The following is a 21,646-nucleotide window of genomic DNA, read 5'->3' as shown; positions in this document are numbered from 1 at the left end:
GCGACGGCGATCATTATGTGATCAACGGCACCAAATGGTGGTCGAGCGGGGTGGGCGATCCGCGCTGCAAGATCGCCATCGTGATGGGCAAGACCAATCCCGACAGCCAGCGCCACACCCAGCAGAGCCAGATCCTGGTGCCGCTCGACGCGCCCGGCGTCACCATCAAGCGGCTGCTGACCGTCTATGGCTATGACCATGCGCCGCACGGGCACGGCGAGGTGGAGCTGAAGGACGTGCGCGTGCCGGTTGAGAATGTGATCCTGGGCGAAGGGCGCGGGTTCGAGATTGCGCAAGGGCGCCTGGGGCCGGGCCGCATCCACCACTGCATGCGCACCATCGGCGTGGCGGAAACCGCGATCGAGGCGATGGCCAAGCGGCTGCTGACCCGCGTCGCCTTCGGCAAGCGCATTGCCGATCACTCGATCTGGGAACAGCGCATCGCGCGCGCGCGCATCGATATCGAGATGACGCGCCTCCTTTGCCTGAAGGCGGCCGACATGATGGACAAGGCCGGCAACAAGGCCGCCCAGCAGGAAATCGCGATGATCAAGGTGCAGGCGCCGACGATGGCGCTGCAGATCCTGGACGATGCCATTCAGGCGCATGGCGGCGGCGGCGTTTCCGACGATTTCCACCTGGCCAGCGCCTGGGCGTCGATGCGCACGCTGCGCTTTGCCGACGGGCCGGACGAAGTGCACAACCGTGCCATCGCTCGCAACGAGTTCGGCAAATATGCCGATCTGCCCGCCGCCGTCGCGGCAAAGGAAGCGGTGCGGCGGTAACGAGAGACGCGACCAACGATCCTCCCCGCTAGCGGGGAGGGGGACCAGCCAAAGGCTGGTGGAGGGGGATCGCAGGAGGGGACGCCACGCGCCAAGCCCCTCCACCACCGCTTCGCGGCGGTCCCCCTCCCCGCCAGCGGGGAGGATTTGAGTGAAAGCTGCCATCCTGTTCGAACCCAAGTCGGACCTCGTCATCGACGAAGTCCGCATCGACAAACCCGGCCCGCGCGAGGTGCTGATCCGCACTGCCGCGTGCGGGGTGTGCCGGTCCGACCTGCATTTTGTCGATGGCAGCTTCCCCCACCCGATGCCGACTGTGCCGGGCCATGAAGCCGCCGGCGTGGTGGAGGCGGTGGGCAGCGATGTCGCCCGGCTGAAACCCGGCGACCATGTCATCACCTTCTTCACCGTGTTCTGCGGCAGCTGCGAGATGTGCGTCACCGGTCGGCCCTCGCTGTGCGTCGATGCCTCCACCAAGCGCGGCAAGGCAGAGGCGCCGCGCCTGTCGCTGAACGACGGCACGCCGCTGGCGCCCTTCCTGAATCTCTCCGCCTTTGCCGAGATGATGCTGGTGCATGAAAATGCCTGTGTTGCGATCAGCAAGGACATGCCGCTGACCCAGGCCGCCTTGCTCGGCTGCGCGGTGATCACGGGGGCCGGCGCGATCTTCAACGACAGCCGGTTGCGCAGCGGCGAGAGCGTCGCGGTGATCGGCTGCGGCGGCATTGGCCTTGCCGCGATCAACGCCGCCAAGATTGCCGGTGCCGGGCAGATCATCGCCATCGACCCGGTGGCCGACAAGCGCGCGCTCGCCACCCGGCTGGGCGCGACCCACGGCTTTGACCCCAATGAGCCGGACCTGACCAAGAAGCTCGCCGCGCTGACCGGCGGCGGCGTCGATTATGCGATCGAGGCGGTCGGCCGGCCGGAAACCGCAGAACTGGCCTGGACCATCCTGAAGCGCGGCGGCACCGCCACCATCCTGGGGATGATCGCGCCGGGCAAAATGGTCAGCCTGCCCGGGCCAAGCTTTCTTTCCGGCAAGAAGCTGCAAGGGTCGCTGCTCGGCTCCACCCGCTTTCCCATCGACATGCCCCGGCTGGTCCAGCTCTATCTGGATGGCAAGCTCGACCTGGATACGCTGGTGGCGGAAAAGATTACGCTCGACGGCGTCAACGCCGCGCTTGCCGCGCTGCGCCAGGGGGACACGGTGCGCTCCGTGATCGAATTCGCATGACCAGCGCCGAGGAGATGATGGTCGGCACGCTGCCGGTGCCGGCGGACGACCCGATCGACGCCGCCAAGGTTGCCGCCTGGATGGAGGCGCATGTGCCGGGCGCGGCCGGGCCGGTACGGCTGGAAAAGTTCAAGGGCGGCCAGTCCAACCCCACCTACAAGCTGACCGCGGCGAGCGGCACCTATGTGCTGCGCCGCCAGCCCTTCGGCAAATTGCTGCCCAGCGCGCATGCGGTGGACCGCGAATACCGGCTGATTGCGGGGCTTTACCCCACCGGTTTCCCCGTGCCGCGCCCCTATGGCCTGTGCGAGGATGCCGAGGTGATCGGCGCCAAATTCTATGTGATGGCGCTGGTCGAGGGGCGCAACCTGTGGGACGGCGCGCTGCCCGGCATGACGGTGGAGGGCCGCCGCGCGCATTATCACGCGATGATCGACACGCTGGCCGCACTCCACAACACCGATTATGCGGCCGCCGGCCTTGGCGAATATGGCAAGCCGGGCAATTATTTCGAGCGGCAGGTCGCGCGCTGGACCAAGCAGTATCGCGCCTCCGAAACCGAGCACATGCCCGATGTCGAGGCGCTGATCGCGTTTCTGCCCGCGACCGTGCCGGAGCAGACACGCACGTCCATCGTCCATGGCGATTACCGCATCGACAACATGATCTTCGCCGCTGACGAGGCGCGGGTGACGGCGGTGCTCGACTGGGAATTGTCCACGCTGGGCGATCCGCTCGCTGATTTCAGCTATTTCCTGATGAACTGGGTGACCGAGCCCGAGGGGCGCTCGGGCGTGATGGGGCTGACCGGCCCCGACACCGGCATTCCCACCATCGAGGAAACGGTGGCGCGTTACTGCGCCGCCACCGGGCGCGACGGCTTGCCCGATCTCGACTGGTATTTCGCGTACAACCTGTTCCGGCTGACCGGCATCGTCCAGGGCATCAAGAAGCGCATCGTCGATGGCACCGCCAGCAGCGCACAGGCCGCACGCACCGCCGAGCGGGTGCCCGCGCTGGCGGCGGCAGCGCTGATGTTCGCCAAGCGGGCAGGGGCTTGAGGGCCGATTTCGTCATGCCGGACCTGTTCCGGCATCCACCGTCGCTCGGGGCTTGCGGTCAAGGCGCCTGGCGCGCCGGTGGACCCCGGAACAGGTCCGGGGTGACAATGGGTTGCAATGGATAGGAGAGGGAAATGAGCCAGTTCGACCTGACCGGAAAGGTCGCCATCATCACCGGGTCCTCGCGCGGGATCGGCAAGGCCAGCGCGTTCGAGCTGGCCGAACATGGCGCGAAGGTCGTCATTTCCAGCCGCAAGCAGGACGCGTGCGATGCGGTCGCGGCGGAAATCAACGCGAAATATGGCGCGGGCACGGCGATTGCGATTGCCGCCAACATTTCCGACAAGGCCGGGCTGCAGGCGCTGGTCGATGAAACCCGCGCTGCCTTCGGCCAGATCGACATTCTGGTCTGCAACGCCGCCTCCAATCCCTATTACGGGCCGCAGGCGGGCATTGCGGACGAGCAGTTCCGCAAGATCCTCGACAACAACATCGTCTCCAACCACTGGCTGATCAGCATGGTGGCGCCCGAAATGCGCGCGCGCCGCGACGGGTCGATCATCATCATTTCGTCGATCGGGGGGCTGCGCGGCTCGACCGTGATCGGCGCCTATTGCATCAGCAAGGCCGCCGACATGCAGCTGGCGCGCAACCTGGCGCATGAATATGGGCCGGACAATGTGCGCGTGAACTGCATCGCGCCGGGCCTGATCAAGACCGATTTCGCCCGCGCGCTGTGGGAAGACCCGGTGCGGATCGAGGCCGCCAATCAGAGCGTGCCTCTGCGCCGGATCGGCGAGCCGCACGAGATTGCGGGCGCGGTGGTGTTCCTGGCGAGTGGCGCCTCCACCTTCATGACCGGGCAGACGATCGTGCTCGACGGTGGCGTGACCATCTGACCGCGCGCGCGCACGAACGGATTGGGAGAGGAACCATGCGCTTTCAGGGTAAATCGATCATCGTCACCGGCGCTGCGTCGGGCATTGGCCGGGCGGCGGCGACCTTGTTCGCGGCCGAAGGTGCCGCCGTGCTCTGCGCCGACTGGGCGGAGAGCGTGGAAGGCGTGGCGCAGGCGATCCGCGACACGGGTGGCCGCGCCGAGGCGACCCGCATCGATGCGGGCAAGGAAGATGATGTCGCCCGCACCGTCGCGCAGGCGGTGGACGCGTTCGGCGGGCTCGACATATTTTTCGCCAATGCCGGCATTTCGGGCGGCATGGCCAATATCTTCGACACCGATGTGTCGCTCATCACCGAAGTGCTGCGGGTTAACCTCGTCGGGCCGTATCTGGCGATCAAGCACGCAGCACCCGAAATCGCCAAGCGCGGCGGCGGCGCCATCGTGCTGACGGCGAGCGTCGCCGGCATCCGCTCTGGCGCCGGCTCGCCGGCCTATTCGGCGTCCAAAGCGGGCGTCATCAACCTGGCGCAGGTGGCGGCGCAGCAGCTCTCCGGCTCCAACGTGCGGGTGAACGCGATCTGCCCGGGGCTGACCGAAACCGGCATGACCAAGCCCACCTTCGACTATGCGCGTGAGGCGGGGAAGATGGAGAAGGTCGGCCGGCTCAACCCGCTGAGGCGCGCTGCCCAGCCGGAGGAACTGGCGCGGGTGGCGCTCTTCCTCGCCTCGGCCGATGCCAGCTATGTCAACGGGCAGGCGATTGCGGTGGACGGCGGGCTGTCGTCCAGCCACCCGGTGACCCGCCAGGAATATGGCAAGACGGCGGTGTAATACCGCGCAGAGCGGCTTGGGCGGACCACGCAATACCCCGGCCGCATTGAGCCCACCCCAACCCCTCCCCTGAAGGGGAGGGGCTTCTTTTCAACGGCACACCCGCACCGGGCCGCCCCAGCGCCATTCGGTCCAGCAGCGGCCATAGCCGCGCCAGCCGCGCCCGCGATCCCAGCCACGGTGCCAGCCGCGATCGCGCCGCCAGCCGCCATCCCAACCGCCGCGCCAGCCCCGGTCGCGGCGCCAGTCATCATCCCAATGCCCGTCGCGGCGCCAGTCGTCGCGCCAGCCGCGCCCGCCCCGGTCAAACCCGTCACGGTCGAACCCGCGCCCGTCAGCCTCGCGGAAGTCGCGGCCATAGCCGCCACCCTGCCAGCCATCGTGAAACTGCGCGCTGGCGCCCGTGGCCGGCACCAAGGTGGCCAGTGCCAGCGCGACGGCGCCCATCGGAACAATCAACCGCATTGCCATTCTCCTGAAAGCATCGGAGCGTGGCCTATCGATAGGCGATTGCGGTTCGCCCCAGCCTGAACGCGGTTGTAGGGCGAGGTTCAGCCGCGCAGGCGGATCAGCCCTTCCTGCGCGCAGCTGGCGACCAGCCGCCCGTCGCGCGCGAAAATCTTGCCGCGGTTGAAGCCGCGGGCATGGCCGGTCCACGGGCTGTCGCACACATAGAGCAGCCACTCATCGGCGCGGAACGGCTCGTGCAGCCACACCGCATGGTCAAGGCTGGCGGTCTGCAGCTTGTGCGTCATCCAGTTGACGCCGTGCGCCAGCGTCGCTGTGCCAAGCAGCGACATGTCCGACGCATAAGCGAGGATCGCCCGGTGCAGCGCCGGATCGTCGCCCACCGGGGCCACCACGCGGAACCAGTTGGCCTGGCGCGGCTCCTGCTTTTCGGGCTTGAACCAGCTGCGCGGGTTGATCGGCCGGCTTTCGATCATGCGCGGGCGGGTGAAATTGGCGCGGAACCGCTCCGGCATCTGATCGACCGTTTCCAGCCGGATTTCGAGATCGCTTTTCAGTTCCTCGGGCGCCGGCACGTCGGGCATTGCGTCCTGATGGGCAAGGCCTTCCTCATAGCGCTGGAGCGAGCAGGTGAGGCTGAGGATCGGCACGCCCTTTTGCGTGGCGATCACGCGGCGGGTGGCAAAGCTGTTGCCATCGAAATCGCGCACCACGCGATAGATGATCGGGTGCTCCTCGGCACCGGGGCGCATGAAATAGGCGTGCAGCGAGTGTGCCTGCTTGTCCTCGTCGGTCGATCGCTGTGCGGCCTGCAGCGCCTGCGCGATCACCTGCCCGCCGAACACGCGACCAAAGCCGTCATCACCGCGCTTGCCGCGATAGAGATCGGTATCGAGCTGCTCCACATCGAGCAGATCGACCAGTTTGGCGGCAAGCTCGGCGCTGCTGGGGTGGGGGCTGGGGTGGGGGCTGGGGTGGGGCGGGGCGGCTGCGCTCATCAATAACCCGCCGCGCGCGCCAGCTGGTCGGCATGGTAATTGGCATCGCCGAACATCTCGGTGAGCACCCGGCCGCGCTTCATGTAGAAACCGATGTCATATTCGTCGGTCATGCCGATGCCGCCATGCATCTGGATGCCTTCCTGCACGCTGAGCGTGGTGGCAAGGCCGGTCATCGCCTTGGCGACGGCCACGGCCTGATCCGCGCGCGCGTCGCCGGCGTCGAGCAGTTGCTGCGCCTTCAGCACGGCGGCCCGCGCGACTTCCATTTCGGAATAGAGGTGCGCCGCGCGGTGCTGCAGCGCCTGGAAGCTGCCGATCCGCACGCCGAACTGCTTGCGCTCCTTCAGATAGCCTATCGTCATGTCCATCGCGCCCGCGCCGACGCCCAGCAGCTCGGCCGAGGCGCCCGCCCGCGCCGCGCGCAGCAGGCGGCCAAGCGGCGCGATGCCCTGGTCGACTTCGCCGATCACCGCATCGGCATCAACCTCGACCTCGTCGAAAGTCAGCCGCGCGGCGATGCTGGCATCGGCCAGCCGTTCGGGCGTGGCGGTCAGGCCGGCGGCGCCGGCGTCCACCGCGAACAGCGTCAAACCCTGATCCTCATCATCGTTGAAGCTGGTGCGCGCGGCAACGATCAGCAGGTCGGCGACATGGCCATGGGTGACGAACTGCTTGGCGCCCGACAGGCGGAAACCGTTGCCCGAGCGCTCGGCGCGCAGGGTGATGCCGCTGCCATGCTTCGCGCGTTCGTCGATGGCCAGCGCGGCCACCGTTTCCCCGGCGAGAATGCCCGGGAACCAGCGCGCGGCATGCGGCGTGCCTTTCAGCGCCTCCACCGCCGCGACGGCGGTGCTGAGGAAGGGGGAGGGGGAGAGGTTGCGGCCAATCTCCTCCAGCACCACGCCCGCCTCGACATGGCCCAGGCCGAGCCCGCCCTGATCCTCACCGATCAGGATGCCAGTAAAGCCCATCTCGGCGAACTGCTTCCATAGGTCGCGGCTGAAGCCGTCGGCGTCGTTCGCGTCGCGCAGCGCGCGCAAATGGCTGACGGGCGCCTGTTCGCCCACAAAATCGCGCGCAGTGTCGCGCAGCATCGTCTGTTCTTCGGTCAGGTAGAGCGGCATGGGGTTCTTCCTTCAGCGGCAGACCGGCATCGGTCGATCTCATCAAATGCGTTCGTCCCGAGCAATGTCGAGGGACGTGTTGGCAGGTGCGGTGCCCGGCCCTGCGTGTCTCGACTGCGCTCGACACAAACGGGGTGTTGTGGGCTGTCAAATCTCCTAGGCGCTGGGCAGGTCCAGAATGCGCTTGGCGACGATGTTCAGCTGCACCTCGCTGGTGCCGCCTTCGATCGAATTGGCCTTGGTGCGCAGCCAGGCGCGCGGGCCGGCGCCGTGGTTGGAGCGCTCGCTCTCCCATTCCAGCGCGTCGGAGCCGCCCGCCGCCATCATCAGCTCGTGCCGCGCCTTGTTCAGCTCGGTGCCGTAATATTTCATCATGCTCGGCTGGGCGGGGTGGGCGCGGCCCACCTTCAGCTCGTCGATGAAGCGTTCGGACATCATGCCAAAGGCGCGCGCGCGCACTTCGAACAGCGCGATCTGCGCGCGCAGCAGCGGGTCGGCCAGGCGGCCATGCGCATCAAGCCCGATCGTCGCCAGCGCACCCTCGATCAGCGGATTGCCGCTGACCGTGCCCAGCCCCATGCCGGAGATCATCTCGCGCTCATGCCCCAGCAGATATTTGGCGACGTCCCAACCCCGGTTCAGTTCACCGACCAGATTGGCCTTGGGCACGCGGACATTGTCGAAAAACGTCTCGCAAAAGGGCGAATAGCCGCTGATCAGCAGGATCGGCTTGGTGGAAACGCCGGGCGTTGCCATGTCGAACAGCACGAACGAAATGCCGTTATGCTTGTCGCCCTTTTCGGTGCGCACCAGGCAGAAGATCCAGTCGGCCTTGTCGGCATAGCTGGTCCACACCTTCTGCCCGTTGATGACGAAATGGTCGCCATCATCCTCGGCAGAGGTGGCCAGGCTGGCGAGGTCTGACCCGGCATTGGGTTCCGAATAGCCCTGGCACCAGCGGATTTCGCCGCGCGCGATCTTGGGCAGATGCTCCAGCTTCTGCGCTTCGGTGCCATATTTGAGCAGCGCCGGCCCGAGCATGGAAATGCCGAAGCTGTTGAGCGGGTTGCGGCACTTCATCGCTGCCATTTCCTGGCGCAGCACCTTGGTCTGCTCGGGCGACAGCCCGCCGCCGCCATATTGGGTGGGCCAGTCGGGCACGGTCCAGCCGCGCCCGGCCATCGCGTCCATCCATTCCTTCTGCCCGGGCTTGAAGCGGGCATTGCGGCCGCCCCAGCAGATATCCTCGTCGCCCTGCACGGGTTCGCGCATTTCCGGCGGGCAGTTCGCCTCCAGCCAGGCGCGGGTGTCGGCGCGGAAGGTTTCGAGATCGGTCATTGCAAGGCTCCGTGAACAAGCTTGGCGAGCGCGATCGCGCTCAGATCGGTCAGGCGGTTGGTTATCAGCTGTACCCCGGTCGGCAAAGGATCGTCTGCATTGGCGACGGGAAAGCAGGTGGCGGGCAGCCCGGGGAAGGTGGCAACCCCCGGCCAGGCGAGTTGGTTGTCATAAGCGGTGGTGGCGCCGTCCACCGCCAGTGTCCGGCCGTTGAACGGCGCGGAATCGTGCGCGAAGGCGGTCACGATGTCGGGCGGCGCGATGACCGCGTGATAATGGGCGAACAGCCGGCCCCAGGCGCGGGTGGCGCGGGCCTGTTCATCCATCAGCGCGAACCAGTCGGCGGCGGTCGCCATCCTGCCCGAAGCCGCGGCCGCACCCCGCGCGAAAGTGATGGCGAGCATCTTCACATAGCTTGCGTGCTGCGCTGCCAGATCGGGCAGCAGCGCGCTTTGGGTGTCGACCCGCGCGCCGAGCCGTTCGAGCGCGGCGCCGGCGCGTTCGACGCCGGCGCGCACGGCCGATGCCGTCGGCGCGGCGGGGTGACCGGTCAGCATCAGCACCCGCAGCGCCGTCGGGGCCGGCAGCGCCGCCGGGGCGAGGGGGGCATCGGCCAGCAGCGGCAGCACCGCCGCCAGATCGTCCGCATCGCGCGCCAGCGGGCCGATAACGTTCAGCGGCTGATCGGCGATGTCCTGCCCGGGCAGGACATGGCCATGCTGCGGTACGATGCCCCAGCTCGGCTTGTGCCCCCACACCCCGCAGAAATGCGCCGGCAGGCGGATCGAGCCGCCGATGTCCGACCCGAGTTCCAGCGGCACGAACCCCGCCGCCAGCGCCGCCGCCGAGCCGCCTGAGGAGCCCCCGGGAGTCCGCGCCGGGTCCGCCGGGTGGCGGGTGCGGCCATAGACCGGATTGTCCGACTGCCAGTCGGTCAGGAAGGGCGCGACATTGGTCTTGCCCAGAATAATCGCACCCGCCGCCTTCAGCCGCGCGACGACCGTGGCGTCGGCGACGGCGACGGGATCGGCAAAGCCCGCCACGCCCCAGCAGGTGGGCAGGCCGGCGACGTCGAACGCTTCCTTCACCGTCATCGGCACCCCGGCCAGGTTGCCGCTCAGCTCCCCCGCCGACACCCGCGCATCGGCCGCGCGCGCCGCTTCGCGGGCGCGATCGAAATCGCGCACCACCACCGCGTTGATCGCGCCATCGCCCGCCTCGATCCGCGCGATTGCCGCGTCGCATTCGGCAAGCGCGGTCGTTTCACCGGCGCGGATCGCGGCGGCGGTGGCGAGGGCGGTACGCATCAAATCCTCGCCGCCTGCGGGGAGGGGGACCAAGACGCGAAGCGGCTTGGTGGAGGGGGCGGGCTACTGGTCCCAGCCCCCTCCACCATGCTTCGCATGGTCCCCCTCCCCGTGAACGGGGAGGATCTGTGGGCGTGTCTCAATTGAACCGCCCGCCGGTCTCGGCATTGGTCTTCAGCAGCGACGCCACCGTGAAGCCGTGCTTTTCCAGCCCCGCGACGATCTTCTTGGCGCCTTCCAGATCGGCCCAGAACATCGGCCCGCCGCGATAGACCGGCCAGCCATAGCCATAGATCCACACGACATCGATGTCGCTCGCGCGCTGCGCCATCTTCTCCTCCAGGATCAGCGCGCCTTCGTTGACCATGGTGTAGAGCGTGCGCTCGATGATTTCCTCGTCCGAAATCTCGCGCTTGGGCAGGTTCGACTTCGAGCGGAAATCCTCGATGATCTCGGCCACGCGGGCGCTGGGCGTCGGGTTGCGCTTCTCGTCATAGTCATAGAAGCCCGCGCCCTTTTTCTGGCCCCAGCGCCCCTCGGCGCACAGCGCATCGCGGATATTCTCGATCCGGCTGGGGTCGCGGTGCCAGCCGATGTCGACGCCGGCGAGATCGCTCATCTGGAACGGCCCCATCGGCATGCCGAATTCCACATGCACGCGGTCGATCTGTTCCGGCGTCGCGCCTTCCATCAGCAGCTTGTTCGCCTCCACCTGGCGCGGCATCAGCATGCGGTTGCCGATAAAGCCGTGGCAGACGCCGGCGACCACCGCGACCTTCTTGATCTTCTTGGCAAGCGCCATGACGGTGGCCAGCACATCGTCCGCCGTCTTGGCGCCGCGCACCACTTCCAGCAGCTTCATCACATTGGCGGGCGAGAAGAAGTGCATGCCCAGCACGTCCTGCGGGCGGCCGGTCGATGCGGCAATCTCGTCGACATTCAGATAGCTGGTGTTGGAGGCAAGGATGGCGCCCGGCTTCACGATCTTGTCGAGCTTGCCGAACAGCTCCTTCTTGACGTCCATGTTTTCATAGACGGCCTCGATCACCAGGTCGCAATCGGCCAGATCGTCGAGGCTGAGCGTCGGGGTCAGCGCGCCCATCGCCGCTTCCACCTGTTCGGGCTTCAGCCGCCCCTTGGCGGCCGAGGCTTCGTAATTCTTGCGGATCACGCCGGTGCCGCGATCCAGCGCTTCCTGCGCCATTTCGACGATGGTGACGGGAATGCCCGCCGACAGGAAGTTCATGCTGATGCCGCCGCCCATGGTGCCGGCGCCGATCACGCCCACCTTCTTGATCGGGCGCAGCGCGATATCGTCGGCGATTCCGTCGATCTTTGCCGCCTTGCGCTCGGCAAAGAACATGTGGCGCATCGCGGCGGACTGGCTGCCGAACATCAGCTTCATGAAGCTTTCGCGTTCGAACTTGATGCCGTCTGCGAAGGTCGAGCCATCGGTTGCCTTCTCAACACAGGCGATGTTGGCGGCCGGCGCGTCGAAGCCGCGGAAGCGCTTGGCATTGTCTTTCCTGAACGCGGCCACGGCGTCGGGGTCGGCAGTGGCGGTCTTGTCGCTGGCGCGCGGCAGCGGGCGGACATCGGCCACTTCACGGGCAAAGGCCACCGCGTCCTCGACCAGGCTGGTCTCGCCGGCCAGCCGGTCCACCAGCCCTGCCTGCTGGGCAAGCGTCGCGCTGATCGGGTCGCCGATCGCCGTCATCTGCAGCGCCAGCTTCACGCCGGCCACGCGCGGAATGCGCTGGGTGCCGCCGGCGCCGGGCAGCAGGCCCAGCTTCACCTCGGGCGTGCCGATCACGGCGGAGGGCACGGCGATGCGGTAATGGCAGGCCAGCGTCACCTCGCACCCGCCGCCGAGCGCGGTGCCGTGGATCGCCGCGATCACCGGCTTGTCGGCCGCCTCGATCATGTCGAGCAGGCCCGGCAGCATCGGCTCGACCGGCGGCTTGCCGAATTCGGTGATGTCGGCGCCGGCAAAGAAGGTCTTGCCCTTACAGGCGATGACCATCGCCTTGATCGCGGGATCGCCCAGCCCCTCGCGTACGCCCGCGTCCAGCCCCTGGCGCACGGCGGCGCCCAGCGCGTTCACCGGCGGGCTGTCCGAAAAGATGACGAGCACGTCGCCGTGGCGTTCGGTGGTGATGGGGCTGGTCATGTTGCTCTCTCCAGAAGATTTGCTTTGGTTGTGGGAAGGGCGCAGCAAAGCCGCGCCGGAAAAGGAAGGTCAGGTCAGCGCCGAATAGATCATCGTCTTCAGCTCGCGCCGGATCGGATAGGTGCTCGACGGGCGCAGCTGCGTCATGAAGATCATGTGGATGCGCTCGACGGGGTCGATGAAGAAGGCGGTCGAGAACATGCCGCCCCAATAATATTCGCCCACCGACCCCGGCATCATCGAGCGGACCGGATCGATATTGACAGCAAAGCCCAGGCCAAAGCCGGTGCCGGCATTCTGCGTTTCGCTGAACAGCGATTTCGACATACCGGCCAGATCGCCGCCGCCGGGCAGGTGGTTCTGCGTCATCAGGTCCAGCGTCTTGCGGCTGACCAGACGCACCCCGTCCAGCACGCCGCCGTTCAGGCACATGGTGCAGAAACGGTGATAGTCGAGCGCGGTCGACACCAGCCCGCCACCGCCGGAAAGCAGGCGCGGCGGCCGGCTCCACGCGCTTTTTTCGCCCGCGTCGAACAGCTTCTTGCCGCCGGGCACCCAGTCATAACAGTCGGTCAGCCGGTCGATCTTGTCCGCCGGCACGGAAAAGAAGGTGTCGTGCATCTTCAGCGGCGCGAAGATGCGGGTGGCCAGGAACTGGTCGAACGGCATGCCCGACACGCGCTGCACCACCGCGCCCAGCACATCGGTTGCCACCGAATAATTCCATGCTGTGCCCGGCGAGAATTCCAGCGGCAGCTTGCCCAGCGCCGCGACGAATTCGTCCAGATCGTAATTACCGAACCAGTTCTCCAGCTTCAGCTCGCGATAGGCCGCATCGACATTGCTGCGGTTCTGAAAGCCATAGGTCAGCCCGGCGGTGTGGCGCAGCAGGTCGACCATGCGCATCGGCTCGGCGGTGGGCCTGGTGGCAAAGGGCACGCCCGCGCCGCCGCCATTATAGACGCCCACGCCTTTGAACTCGGGCAGCACATGGTGGACCGGCGTGTCGAGCGCGACCAGCGCTTCCTCCACCAGCATCATGAACGCCAGCGAGGTGATCGGCTTGGTCATGCTGGCGATTCGAAACAGCGACTGGTCGTTGATCGCCGCGCCGCCCTCGCGCGCTGCGCCCTGGCTGGAAAAATGGACGATCTCGCCCTCGCGCGCGATCAGCAGCTGGGCGTTGGGCAGCAGGCCGGTGGCCAGATATCGGCTGTTCAGCAACGGGTCGATGCGCGCCAGCCGGGCCGCGTCAAAGCCGAGCGATTCGGGATCCGCCAATGCCATCGCTTCGTCCATACCCCTGTTTCGAAACCTGCCTCTCTATTGCCTTGAGCGCGGCGCGAATCAACACTAACCTTCGCGCCAAAAGGGGTGGCAGCGCCCCGAACCATAATCGCCAAGGAGAGTTGCCGCGTGTCGAGCCCCGTCACCCAAGAACCGTTGATCGCGCTGGACCCGGCCTGGCCGAAGATGAGCCTGAAGGAGATCGAGGCGGCGCTGACCGCGCCCGGCGCCCGCTTCGAGATGGAGACGGTGGCGATCGAGGGCGTGCCGACGCGCACCTGGAAGAACGCGCCGCCGAACCTTGCCTTGCTTGTGCAGTTCTCGCGTCTGCACGGCGCGCGCGAATTCACCATCCATGAGGATGAACGCGTCACCTATGACGCCAATTTCCGCGCGATTGCCCATCTGGCCACCAAGCTGGCGGCGATGGGCGTGCAGAAGGGTGACCGGGTCGCGCTGTGCATGCGCAACCTGCCCGAATGGCCGGTGGTGTTCTTTGCCGCCGTCTCGATCGGCGCGATCATGGTGCCGCTCAACGCCTGGTGGACGGGGGCCGAGCTTGAATATGGCCTGAAGGATTCGGGCGCGCGGATGCTGTTCATCGATGGCGAGCGGCATGAGCGGCTGGTCGCCGACGATCATTATGCCGCGCTCCCCGATCTGGAACGGATTTTCGTTGCCCGCCCGCGCGGCGCGCTGTCGGGCAAGGCGGAGGCGTTCACCGACCTGATCGGCACCCCGCATGACTGGGCAGCGCTTGCCGATGTGCCGCTGCCGCAGGTGGCGATCGGCCCTGAAGACGCGGCGACCATCTTCTACACCAGCGGCACGACTGGCCACCCCAAGGGTGCGCTGGGCTCGCACCGCAACCTTGTCACCAACATCTTTTCCAGCGGCTATTCGGCGGCGCGCACGCTGCTGCGCCGGGGTGATGCCATTCCGGCCGCGCCCGAGCCCAAGAAGATGCTCACGGTCATTCCGCTGTTCCATGTGACGGCGTGCAGCGCCGGGATGATGGGCGTGCTGGCCAGCGGATCGACGATGATCTTCATGCGCAAATGGGAGCCGGTCGCCGCGATGGAGCTGATCCAGCGCGAGAAGATCCACGCGACGGGCGGCGTGCCGACAATTGCGTGGCAGCTGCTCGAACACCCCGATCGCCACCTTTACGACCTGTCGTCGATCGAGGCGATTTCCTATGGCGGCGCGCCATCGGCGCCCGAGCTGGTGAAGCGCATCTATGCCGAGTTCGGCGCGCTGCCCGGCAATGGCTGGGGCATGACCGAGACGATGGCGACAGTGACCGGGCACGGCGCCGAGGATTATCTCAACCGCCCGACCAGCGCCGGCCCGGCGGTCGCGGTTGCCGACCTGAAGATCATGAACGAGGATGGCACCGCCGAACTGCCCGTGGGCGAGGTGGGCGAGCTGTGGGCGCGCGGGCCGATGATCGTGAAAGGCTATTGGAACAAGCCCGAGGCGACGGCGGCAACCTTCGTCGATGGCTGGGTGAGGACCGGCGATCTGGCCCGGCTGGACGAGGAGGGGTTCCTCTACATCGTCGACCGCGCGAAGGACATGATCATCCGTGGCGGCGAGAATATCTATTCGAGCGAGGTGGAGAATGTGCTCTACGCGCACCCCGCCGTTACCGATGCCGCGCTGATCGGCCTGCCGCACCGCACGCTGGGCGAGGAGCCGGCCGCCGTCGTCCATCTGGCGCCGGGCACCAGCGCGACCGAGGCCGAGCTGCAGGCCTGGGTGCGCCAGCATCTGGCCGCGTTCAAGGTGCCGGTCGCGATCCGCTTTTCGGAGGAAACGCTGCCGAGGAACGCCAATGGCAAGATTCTGAAGCGCGAGCTGAAATCCTTCTTCGAGGATCGCACCGAGCAGGCGGCGTGACCGCGTCGCGCCGCGCCATGCTGACCGGGGCGCTGGCGGCCGCGGGCGCGGCGGCGTTGCCCGCCGCTGCCAGGCCAGGCGGAAAGGGACGGACCATGGCACCATCCGGCTTCTGGTGGGGCACCGCCACCAGCGCGCACCAGATCGAGGGTAACAATGTCAATTCGGACTTCTGGCTTGCCGAGCATGTGAAGCCCACCGCCTTCACCGAACCCTCCGGCGATGCGTGCGACGCCTATCACCGTTATGCCGAGGATATCGCGCTGGCGCAGCGGCTGGGCTTCAACGCGCATCGCTTCGGCATCGAATGGTCGCGGATCGAGCCGGAGCCGGGCCAGTTCTCCGTCGCCGAGCTGGATCATTATGCCCGCGTGCTCGACGCCTGCGCCGCGCATGGCCTGGCGCCAATGGTCACGCTCGGCCACTGGTCGGTGCCGCGCTGGTTCGCGGCGCGCGGCGGCTTTGAGGAGGCGGACAGCCCGGAATTGTTCGCGCGCTTTGCCGATCGCGTCGGCCGCCATCTGGGCGGGCGGATGGCGGCGGCAACCACCTTCAACGAAGCCAATATTGCCCGGCTGCTGAAGCTGTCTGGCCTGATCAGGCCGCCGGTTGCGCAACTGATCGGCGCGATGCTTGCGGCCTGTGCCCGGGCGAGCGGCTCGGCGCGCTTTGCCAATGTGCTGTTCGCCGACATCGCCAAGAGCGAGGCGCAGTTCGTGAAGGCGCATGATCTGGCGGTTGCGGCGCTGAAGGCAGGGCCGGGCCGTTACCCGGTCGGCGTCACGCTCACCATGCAGGCCGTGGAAGGCGTGGGCGAGGGGAATCAGGCCGAAAGCTTCAAGGCGGAGCTTTATGGCCCCTGGCTCGACGTTGCGCGCCGCGCCGATTTTGTCGGCGTGCAGACCTATACGCGGTTCCGGGTCGGGCCGGACGGATTGCTGCCCCCGCCCGATGGCGCCGAGCGGACCGCCGCCGGTTATGAATTCTATCCGCAGGCATTGGGGGCGACGATCCGCGATGCGTGGAAGCTGGCGGGCAGGCCGATCTACGTCACCGAAAACGGCATCGCCACCAATGATGACAGCCGGCGTGTGGCCTATATCGACGCCGCGCTTGCCGCGATGCGCGCGGCGCAGGCTGATGGCGCCGATGTGCGCGGCTATTTCCACTGGTCGCTGCTCGACAATTTCGAGTGGACGGCGGGCTATGCCCAGCATTTCGGGCTGGTCGCGGTTGACCGGGCCAGCTTCAAGCGCACGCCAAAGCCCAGTGCGGTCCATCTGGGCAAGATCGCGCAAGGGGCGCGTCGCTAAAGCGTGTCGTCGTGCCGCTGTCGCCGCAGCCGCGCTGGTGGCACGCCGTAACGCGCTGAAAAGGCACGGGTGAACGCGGCCGCTGATTTGAAGCCGACGCGCGCCGCCACCACCTTCACCGGCACCGCGCCACCGTTCAGCAGGCTGAGCGCTGTTTGCAGCCGCCATTCGGCGACATAGTGCATTGGTGCGAGGCCGACGAGCGCGCGGAACCGCTCGGCAAAGCGGCTGCGCGACATCGCCGCCGCGCTTGCCAGCCGCGCGACCGTCCACGCGCTGGCGACATCGTCATGGATCAGTGAGAGCGCGCGACCGATCTGCGGGTCGTGCACCGCCGCCATGATGCGGGCGATGGCCGGCGCCTGCGCGACGCTGGCGTGCATCATTTCGATGAACAGCACTTCGGAAAGGCGGCTGATCGACGTCGTGGCCCCGGCATCGCCGGCCGCCAGCCGCCGGGTGATGAGCCCGACGATCTCGTCAAGCATGGGCTGGCGCGCGCGATCCGGCGCGGTGATATGGATCAGTTCGGGCAAAGCGCGCAGCAGCGGATGATCGGCGCCGGCCGCGACGGTGAAGTGACCGCACACCAGCCGGCACGCACTTTCCGCCGGGCCTTGACCGGCGCGGAGCGGCGACACCACCGGCGGGGTGGCGAGCATGGCCGCGGGCGCCCCTTCGGCGCTCAGCAGGCGGTGCGCGGCGCCATGCGGCACCAGCACCAGATCGCCGGGTGACAGCCGCGCCGACGCGCCTGAGCCGAGCTGCACCCAGCAACTGCCCTGCAGCGCCAGGTGGAAGCGCGCAGTGCGCGGCAGCGCCGGCAATTCCACGCCGAAAGGCGGCCGGAAGTCGGTGTGAAAATATGATGCCGCCTTCAGCGCGACCGTGTCCAATATGTTGCTCAGCACGTCACCCATCAACACCTGCCATTGGCGGCGCAGGGCGCGCTAACGCCTTGGCCTGGAAGGATATACGGGACAGGTTGCGGCGCGGATGCCGGCTGGACGGCGGGCAAAGAAAAGGCGCGCCTAGTCGGGCGTTGAGCGCGCGCGACCGTTGCCCGCCCAATAGCGATCCAGCTTATCCCACCATCGCCTGCTCTCGGGCCCTAGCCATTGCTCGACCGTCGCTGGCCGCGGGCGGTTGCCGCCCGCCAGATTCTGCAGCGATTCAAGCAGGCCGATGGATGCGGCTTCGGCGACGTAGAGATCGCCCTCGACATGCCAGCGTTCGACGACCGCGAACACCGACTCAAACCGCTCGGTCCTGCCAGCTCCTAAACAGTCCAGTATGTGCTCGGCCAACGAGGAAAGAGCGAGATAGAGCGGCGGATCGGTCTCATCGGCCCACTCGGTGCAGAATGCCGCCCAACGTGGCGCGAACGAGGGATCGGCCAGCAGCATTGACTCGAACATGGTAGCCGCCGTGATGTGCGAAACCATGGCATCTCCCCGCAAAGAAAAACGCGCCCCGGCTCCCCACCGCGGCGCGTTTTTTTCTCATTGAACCAGCGCTTATTTCAGCGTCGCCAGATAGGCGATGATCGCCTTGCGCTGGTTCGGGTCGTTGACGCGCAGCACCATCGTCGAGCCCTTGGCCATTGCCTGCGGGTTGGCGAGCCAGGTGTCGAGCCGCGCCGGCGTCCAGGTGCCGCCCAGCTTCTTGAGTGCGGCCGAATAACGGAAGCCCGGCACGGTCGCCACCGCGCGGTTCACGATGCCCTTGTGCATCGGGCCGATCTTGTTCTGCGCGGGCGCGTGGCAGATGCCGCACTGGGTTTGATAGAGTTTCTGCCCCTGCGCGACCAAAGCTGCCTGAGCCGAGGCGGGGGGCGCGAAAGAAACCAGCGCGACACCGGCCGCGATTGCCACCGCGCCGCCTGCTGCCACCAACGTCAAAGAACGACCCATCATAATCCTCCTTATCAGGATGCGGCCGGGGACGCCTGCGCCGCAGCCAGCCCGGGCTGGCGCGCGCCGATGCGATACCGGTCGATCCGGGTGCACGCTGCCGTGGGCTGGCCTACACTGCAAGAGCAAAGTGCCGCTGAACGGGCGATTTACGCCTGCGCGACGACGGCGCCGACCGCGGCTGCCCAGCCGGCCAGCCGCACCTGTCGCGTGGCCGGTGCCATGGCCGGCGCAAACCCGTCAATCGTGCCGCGCATGGCCGCTGCCTCGGCCAGATCGCCGAACAGCCCGGCGCCGACCCCGGCGAGCATCGCCGCGCCCAGCGCCGTCGTCTCGGCAAAGCGCGGCCGCTCAACCGCGACGCCCAGAATATCGGCCAGATCCTGCGCCATCCAGTTGTTGGCGACCATGCCGCCATCGATCCTGAGCGTCTGCCAGTCCACCCCGTCGGCGGCGAAGGCGGTCTTCAGATCGTGCACCTGATGCGCCATCGCCTCCAGCGCGGCGCGCACCACATGCGCCCGGCCGCTGGCGAAGGACAGGCCGGTAATCGCCGCGCGCGCCTCCGGCTGCCACCATGGCGCGCCCAGGCCAGACAGCGCCGGCACCAGATAGACGCCGCCATTGTCCGTCACCGATCGCGCCAGTGCCTCGCTCTCGGCCGCCTGCGTGATCAGCCCCAGCGAATCGCGCAGCCATTTGATCAGGCTGCCCGCCACGAACACGGATCCTTCCAGTGCATAGGCGCGCCGCCCGCCCAGCTGCCACAGCACGGTCGACAGCAGCCGGTTGCGCGACACCGGCGGCGTGGCGCCGGCCTGGCTCAGGATGAAGGCGCCGGTGCCGAACGTCGCCTTGGTATCGCCGGGTGCCAGGCACGCCTGGCCGATGGTGGCCGATTGCTGGTCGCCGGCCAGCCCGCAAATGGGAATCGCGCCGCCGAACAATGTCGTCTCGCCAAAGCGGCCCGCGCAATCGACGATTTCGGGCAGCGCCGCGCGCGGTACGCCGAACAGCTCGATCAGCCCGTCGTCCCAGCCGCCGCTGCCGATCGCCATCAGCGCGGTGCGGCTGGCGTTGGTCGCATCGGTCAGATGCGCCCCGCCGGTCAGCTTCCAGACCAGCCAGCTTTCCACCGTGCCGATCGCCAGCCGCTCGCCCGCTTCCGCCAGTTGCGGCCAGTGGCGCCACGCCCAGCCGATCTTCGAGCCGGAGAAATAGGGGTCGAGCAGCAGCCCGGTGCGCGCCTGCACCAGCGGTTCATGCCCGGCCTCTTTCAGCGCGGCGCAATCGGCGGCGGTGCGCCGGTCCTGCCAGACGATGGCGGGCGCAATCGGCTCGCCGGTCACCTTGTCCCAGAACACCACGGTTTCGCGCTGGTTGGTGATGCCGATGGCGGCGATGCGGGCCGGCCCGCCAACGGCCGCGATCACGCCCTCGGTCACGGCGCGGGTGCGCGCCCAGATTTCGGCGGCGTCATGCTCCACCCAGCCGGGTTCGGGATAATGCTGGGTGATCTCGCTGGCCTGAGTGGCAAGGCAATTGCCCTGGGGCGTGAACGCCATGGCCCGGGTGGAGGTGGTGCCGGCGTCGATGACAAGCAGGATATCGGTCATGCCATCGACGCTAGCCGGGATTGCGGGCAAGGGGAATGCCGCTAAAGCTTGCGCAGCATTGATGGACAGCGACATGGCGGACCAGCAGGAGCATATCGACAACGAGGTGGCGGGCGACCGGGTGCACCCGCGTGACCGGCTGCTCGCCGCGCTCACGCTGATTGCCGGCGTTGGGCTGCTGCTGGGCCTGCCGTTCGCGTTGCGGGCGGGCTTTGAATTCTTCATGCCGCTGACCGCCGCGATCGTGATCGCCATCGCGCTGGTGCCGGTGCTCGAATGGCTGGAGCGGCGGCGGGTGCCGGCGCCGCTGGCGGCGTTCCTGTGCGTGGCGGGGTTTCTGGCCGCGGCGAACGCGGTGCTGGTCGCCATCATCGTGCCGGCGGCGCAGTTCTTCCGCCTGCTGCCGGAACGGATCGGCCGCATCCAGGCCAATCTGAAGCCGCTGCTCGACCTGTATGACAGCTTTGCCCGCTATGTGGACAAGGCCGCGATGAAGCTCGCGCAAGGCTCTGCCCAGAGCATGGCGTCGGCCGCGCAGGCGCAGGTGCAGGCGCAGCCGGTGCCGCCGAGTTCGCTGATCGATCTGATCGCGGTGTCGGCGCCCAGCGTGTTCATCCACATCTTCTTCGGTGCGCTGATCGTGTTCTTCTTCCTGGCCGGGTGGACGCGGCTGCGGCGGCAGACCATCACCAGCCGCGCCAGCTTCGATGGCGCCATGGCCACCGCGCGGGTGATTCAGGACGTGGTGGACGACACCTCCTCCTATCTGGGCACCATCTCGGTCATCAATCTGGCGCTGGGGCTGGTGATCGTGCTGTGCCTGTGGCTGATGGGCATGCCCTATCCGCTGATGTGGGGCGGCATCGTCGCGCTGTTGAATTATGTTCCCTATTTCGGGCCGATCGGGGCGGTGGGGCTGCTCGCGCTGGGCGGGCTGATGACGTTTACCGATCTGTGGGTGGCGCTGGTGCCGGCGGTGATCATGATCGGCGCGCACCTGCTGGAAGCCAATGTCATCACCCCGCTCATCGTGGGGCGCCGGCTCACGATCAATCCGATCATGATATTGATTTCACTGAGCTTCTGGGGCTGGGTATGGGGCACGGCGGGCGCGCTGCTGGCGGTGCCCATCCTGATCATCGCGCAGACGGTGGTGGCGGCTGCCGGCCAGCCGGACATTGCCGGCTTCCTGTTCGAGCATGGCACGCTGGGCCAGTTGCGACGGCGCAGCGAGCGTGGTGGCCAGCGCGGTTCCGGCCCCGGCAATGATGGCGGTTGACAGGGGGCCAAGCCTCGCCTATCCGCGCCGCCTCACTGATGCGCGGGTGTAGCTCAGTCGGTTAGAGCGCCGGCCTGTCACGCCGGAGGTCGCGGGTTCGAGCCCCGTCACTC

At 67.4% G+C, this 21,646-nt stretch carries 19 protein-coding genes; 8 read left to right on the top strand and 11 right to left on the bottom strand.

Annotated features, from left to right (window positions below; translation table 11 throughout):
* From K2Y03_RS12245 to K2Y03_RS12225, 5 genes are all read left to right on the top strand, one after another.
* Positions 1-785 (top strand): acyl-CoA dehydrogenase family protein (locus K2Y03_RS12245; RefSeq protein WP_294091020.1); only part of this gene is annotated, 785 nt, incomplete at its 5' end.
* A gap of 151 nt (positions 786-936) precedes the next feature.
* Positions 937-2,022, top strand: a complete 1,086-nt coding sequence (locus K2Y03_RS12240) for a Zn-dependent alcohol dehydrogenase (RefSeq protein WP_294091019.1) — start codon at positions 937-939, stop codon at positions 2,020-2,022.
* Positions 2,019-3,083, top strand: coding sequence for a phosphotransferase family protein (locus tag K2Y03_RS12235; RefSeq protein WP_294091018.1), 1,065 nt, complete (start codon positions 2,019-2,021; stop codon positions 3,081-3,083). Before K2Y03_RS12240 ends, K2Y03_RS12235 begins: the two co-directional genes overlap by 4 nt.
* 134 nt (positions 3,084-3,217) lie before the next feature.
* A complete protein-coding gene (locus K2Y03_RS12230; protein WP_294091016.1) occupies positions 3,218-3,982 on the top strand; it encodes an SDR family NAD(P)-dependent oxidoreductase in 765 nt (254 codons plus the stop codon).
* Positions 3,983-4,017: 35 nt separating this feature from the next.
* Positions 4,018-4,815 carry an SDR family NAD(P)-dependent oxidoreductase gene (locus tag K2Y03_RS12225; protein ID WP_294091013.1) on the top strand — a complete coding sequence of 266 codons (798 nt, stop codon included), beginning with the start codon at positions 4,018-4,020 and terminating at the stop codon, positions 4,813-4,815.
* 90 nt (positions 4,816-4,905) lie between these two features.
* On the opposite strand, the gene K2Y03_RS12220 is transcribed toward K2Y03_RS12225, so the two are convergent.
* The 7 genes from K2Y03_RS12220 to K2Y03_RS12190 all read right to left on the bottom strand — a co-directional run bounded on the left by K2Y03_RS12220 (position 4,906) and on the right by K2Y03_RS12190 (position 13,510).
* Positions 4,906-5,280, bottom strand: a complete 375-nt coding sequence (locus K2Y03_RS12220) for a hypothetical protein (protein ID WP_294091012.1) — start codon at positions 5,278-5,280, stop codon at positions 4,906-4,908.
* A gap of 86 nt (positions 5,281-5,366) precedes the next feature.
* On the bottom strand, positions 5,367-6,281 hold the full coding sequence (locus K2Y03_RS12215) for an acyl-CoA thioesterase II (RefSeq protein ID WP_294091011.1): 915 nt from the start codon (positions 6,279-6,281) through the stop codon (positions 5,367-5,369).
* Positions 6,281-7,408 (bottom strand): acyl-CoA dehydrogenase, encoded by a 1,128-nt coding sequence (locus K2Y03_RS12210; RefSeq protein ID WP_294091010.1) that lies wholly within the window; start codon positions 7,406-7,408, stop codon positions 6,281-6,283. The genes K2Y03_RS12215 and K2Y03_RS12210 overlap by 1 nt, the downstream gene beginning before the upstream one ends.
* A gap of 156 nt (positions 7,409-7,564) precedes the next feature.
* Complete coding sequence (locus tag K2Y03_RS12205) at positions 7,565-8,746, bottom strand: acyl-CoA dehydrogenase family protein (RefSeq protein WP_294091009.1); 1,182 nt, start codon at positions 8,744-8,746, stop codon at positions 7,565-7,567.
* The gene (locus tag K2Y03_RS12200) at positions 8,743-10,053 is read right to left on the bottom strand and encodes an amidase family protein (protein WP_294091008.1); all 1,311 of its coding nucleotides are present in this window, start codon (positions 10,051-10,053) and stop codon (positions 8,743-8,745) included. The genes K2Y03_RS12205 and K2Y03_RS12200 overlap by 4 nt, the downstream gene beginning before the upstream one ends.
* 139 nt (positions 10,054-10,192) lie before the next feature.
* Positions 10,193-12,223: a 3-hydroxyacyl-CoA dehydrogenase NAD-binding domain-containing protein gene (locus K2Y03_RS12195; protein WP_294091007.1), complete on the bottom strand. Its 2,031-nt coding sequence runs from the start codon at positions 12,221-12,223 to the stop codon at positions 10,193-10,195.
* Positions 12,224-12,292: 69 nt separating this feature from the next.
* Positions 12,293-13,510: a serine hydrolase gene (locus K2Y03_RS12190; RefSeq protein ID WP_294091006.1), complete on the bottom strand. Its 1,218-nt coding sequence runs from the start codon at positions 13,508-13,510 to the stop codon at positions 12,293-12,295.
* 186 nt (positions 13,511-13,696) lie between these two features.
* Here K2Y03_RS12190 and K2Y03_RS12185 point away from each other — a divergent pair, with 186 nt between their 5' ends.
* Together K2Y03_RS12185 and K2Y03_RS12180 are read left to right on the top strand one after the other, a co-directional pair.
* The gene (locus K2Y03_RS12185) at positions 13,697-15,412 is read left to right on the top strand and encodes a class I adenylate-forming enzyme family protein (protein ID WP_294091022.1); all 1,716 of its coding nucleotides are present in this window, start codon (positions 13,697-13,699) and stop codon (positions 15,410-15,412) included.
* A 95-nt stretch (positions 15,413-15,507) separates the two neighbouring features.
* Positions 15,508-16,725: a glycoside hydrolase family 1 protein gene (locus K2Y03_RS12180; RefSeq protein WP_294091005.1), complete on the top strand. Its 1,218-nt coding sequence runs from the start codon at positions 15,508-15,510 to the stop codon at positions 16,723-16,725.
* Here K2Y03_RS12180 and K2Y03_RS12175 read toward each other — a convergent pair.
* The 4 genes from K2Y03_RS12175 to K2Y03_RS12160 form a co-directional block, all read right to left on the bottom strand.
* Positions 16,722-17,645, bottom strand: a complete 924-nt coding sequence (locus K2Y03_RS12175; RefSeq protein WP_294091003.1) for an AraC family transcriptional regulator — start codon at positions 17,643-17,645, stop codon at positions 16,722-16,724. The genes K2Y03_RS12180 and K2Y03_RS12175 overlap by 4 nt on opposite strands.
* A 111-nt stretch (positions 17,646-17,756) precedes the next feature.
* A complete protein-coding gene (locus tag K2Y03_RS12170; protein ID WP_294091002.1) occupies positions 17,757-18,170 on the bottom strand; it encodes a hypothetical protein in 414 nt (137 codons plus the stop codon).
* Positions 18,171-18,242: 72 nt separating this feature from the next.
* On the bottom strand, positions 18,243-18,638 hold the full coding sequence (locus K2Y03_RS12165; RefSeq protein WP_294091001.1) for a c-type cytochrome: 396 nt from the start codon (positions 18,636-18,638) through the stop codon (positions 18,243-18,245).
* Between the two features lie 149 nt (positions 18,639-18,787).
* Positions 18,788-20,254, bottom strand: a complete 1,467-nt coding sequence (locus K2Y03_RS12160) for a glycerol kinase GlpK (RefSeq protein ID WP_294091000.1) — start codon at positions 20,252-20,254, stop codon at positions 18,788-18,790.
* Between the two features lie 73 nt (positions 20,255-20,327).
* Here K2Y03_RS12160 and K2Y03_RS12155 point away from each other — a divergent pair, with 73 nt between their 5' ends.
* Positions 20,328-21,533 (top strand): AI-2E family transporter, encoded by a 1,206-nt coding sequence (locus K2Y03_RS12155; RefSeq protein WP_294091021.1) that lies wholly within the window; start codon positions 20,328-20,330, stop codon positions 21,531-21,533.
* Positions 21,534-21,646 lie beyond the last annotated feature (113 nt).

The organism is Sphingomonas sp. (assembly GCF_019746015.1).
Lineage (GTDB): Bacteria > Pseudomonadota > Alphaproteobacteria > Sphingomonadales > Sphingomonadaceae > Sphingomonas.
The sequence above is the reverse complement of the archived record's forward strand: the minus strand, read 5'-3'. Positions and strand labels throughout refer to the sequence as shown.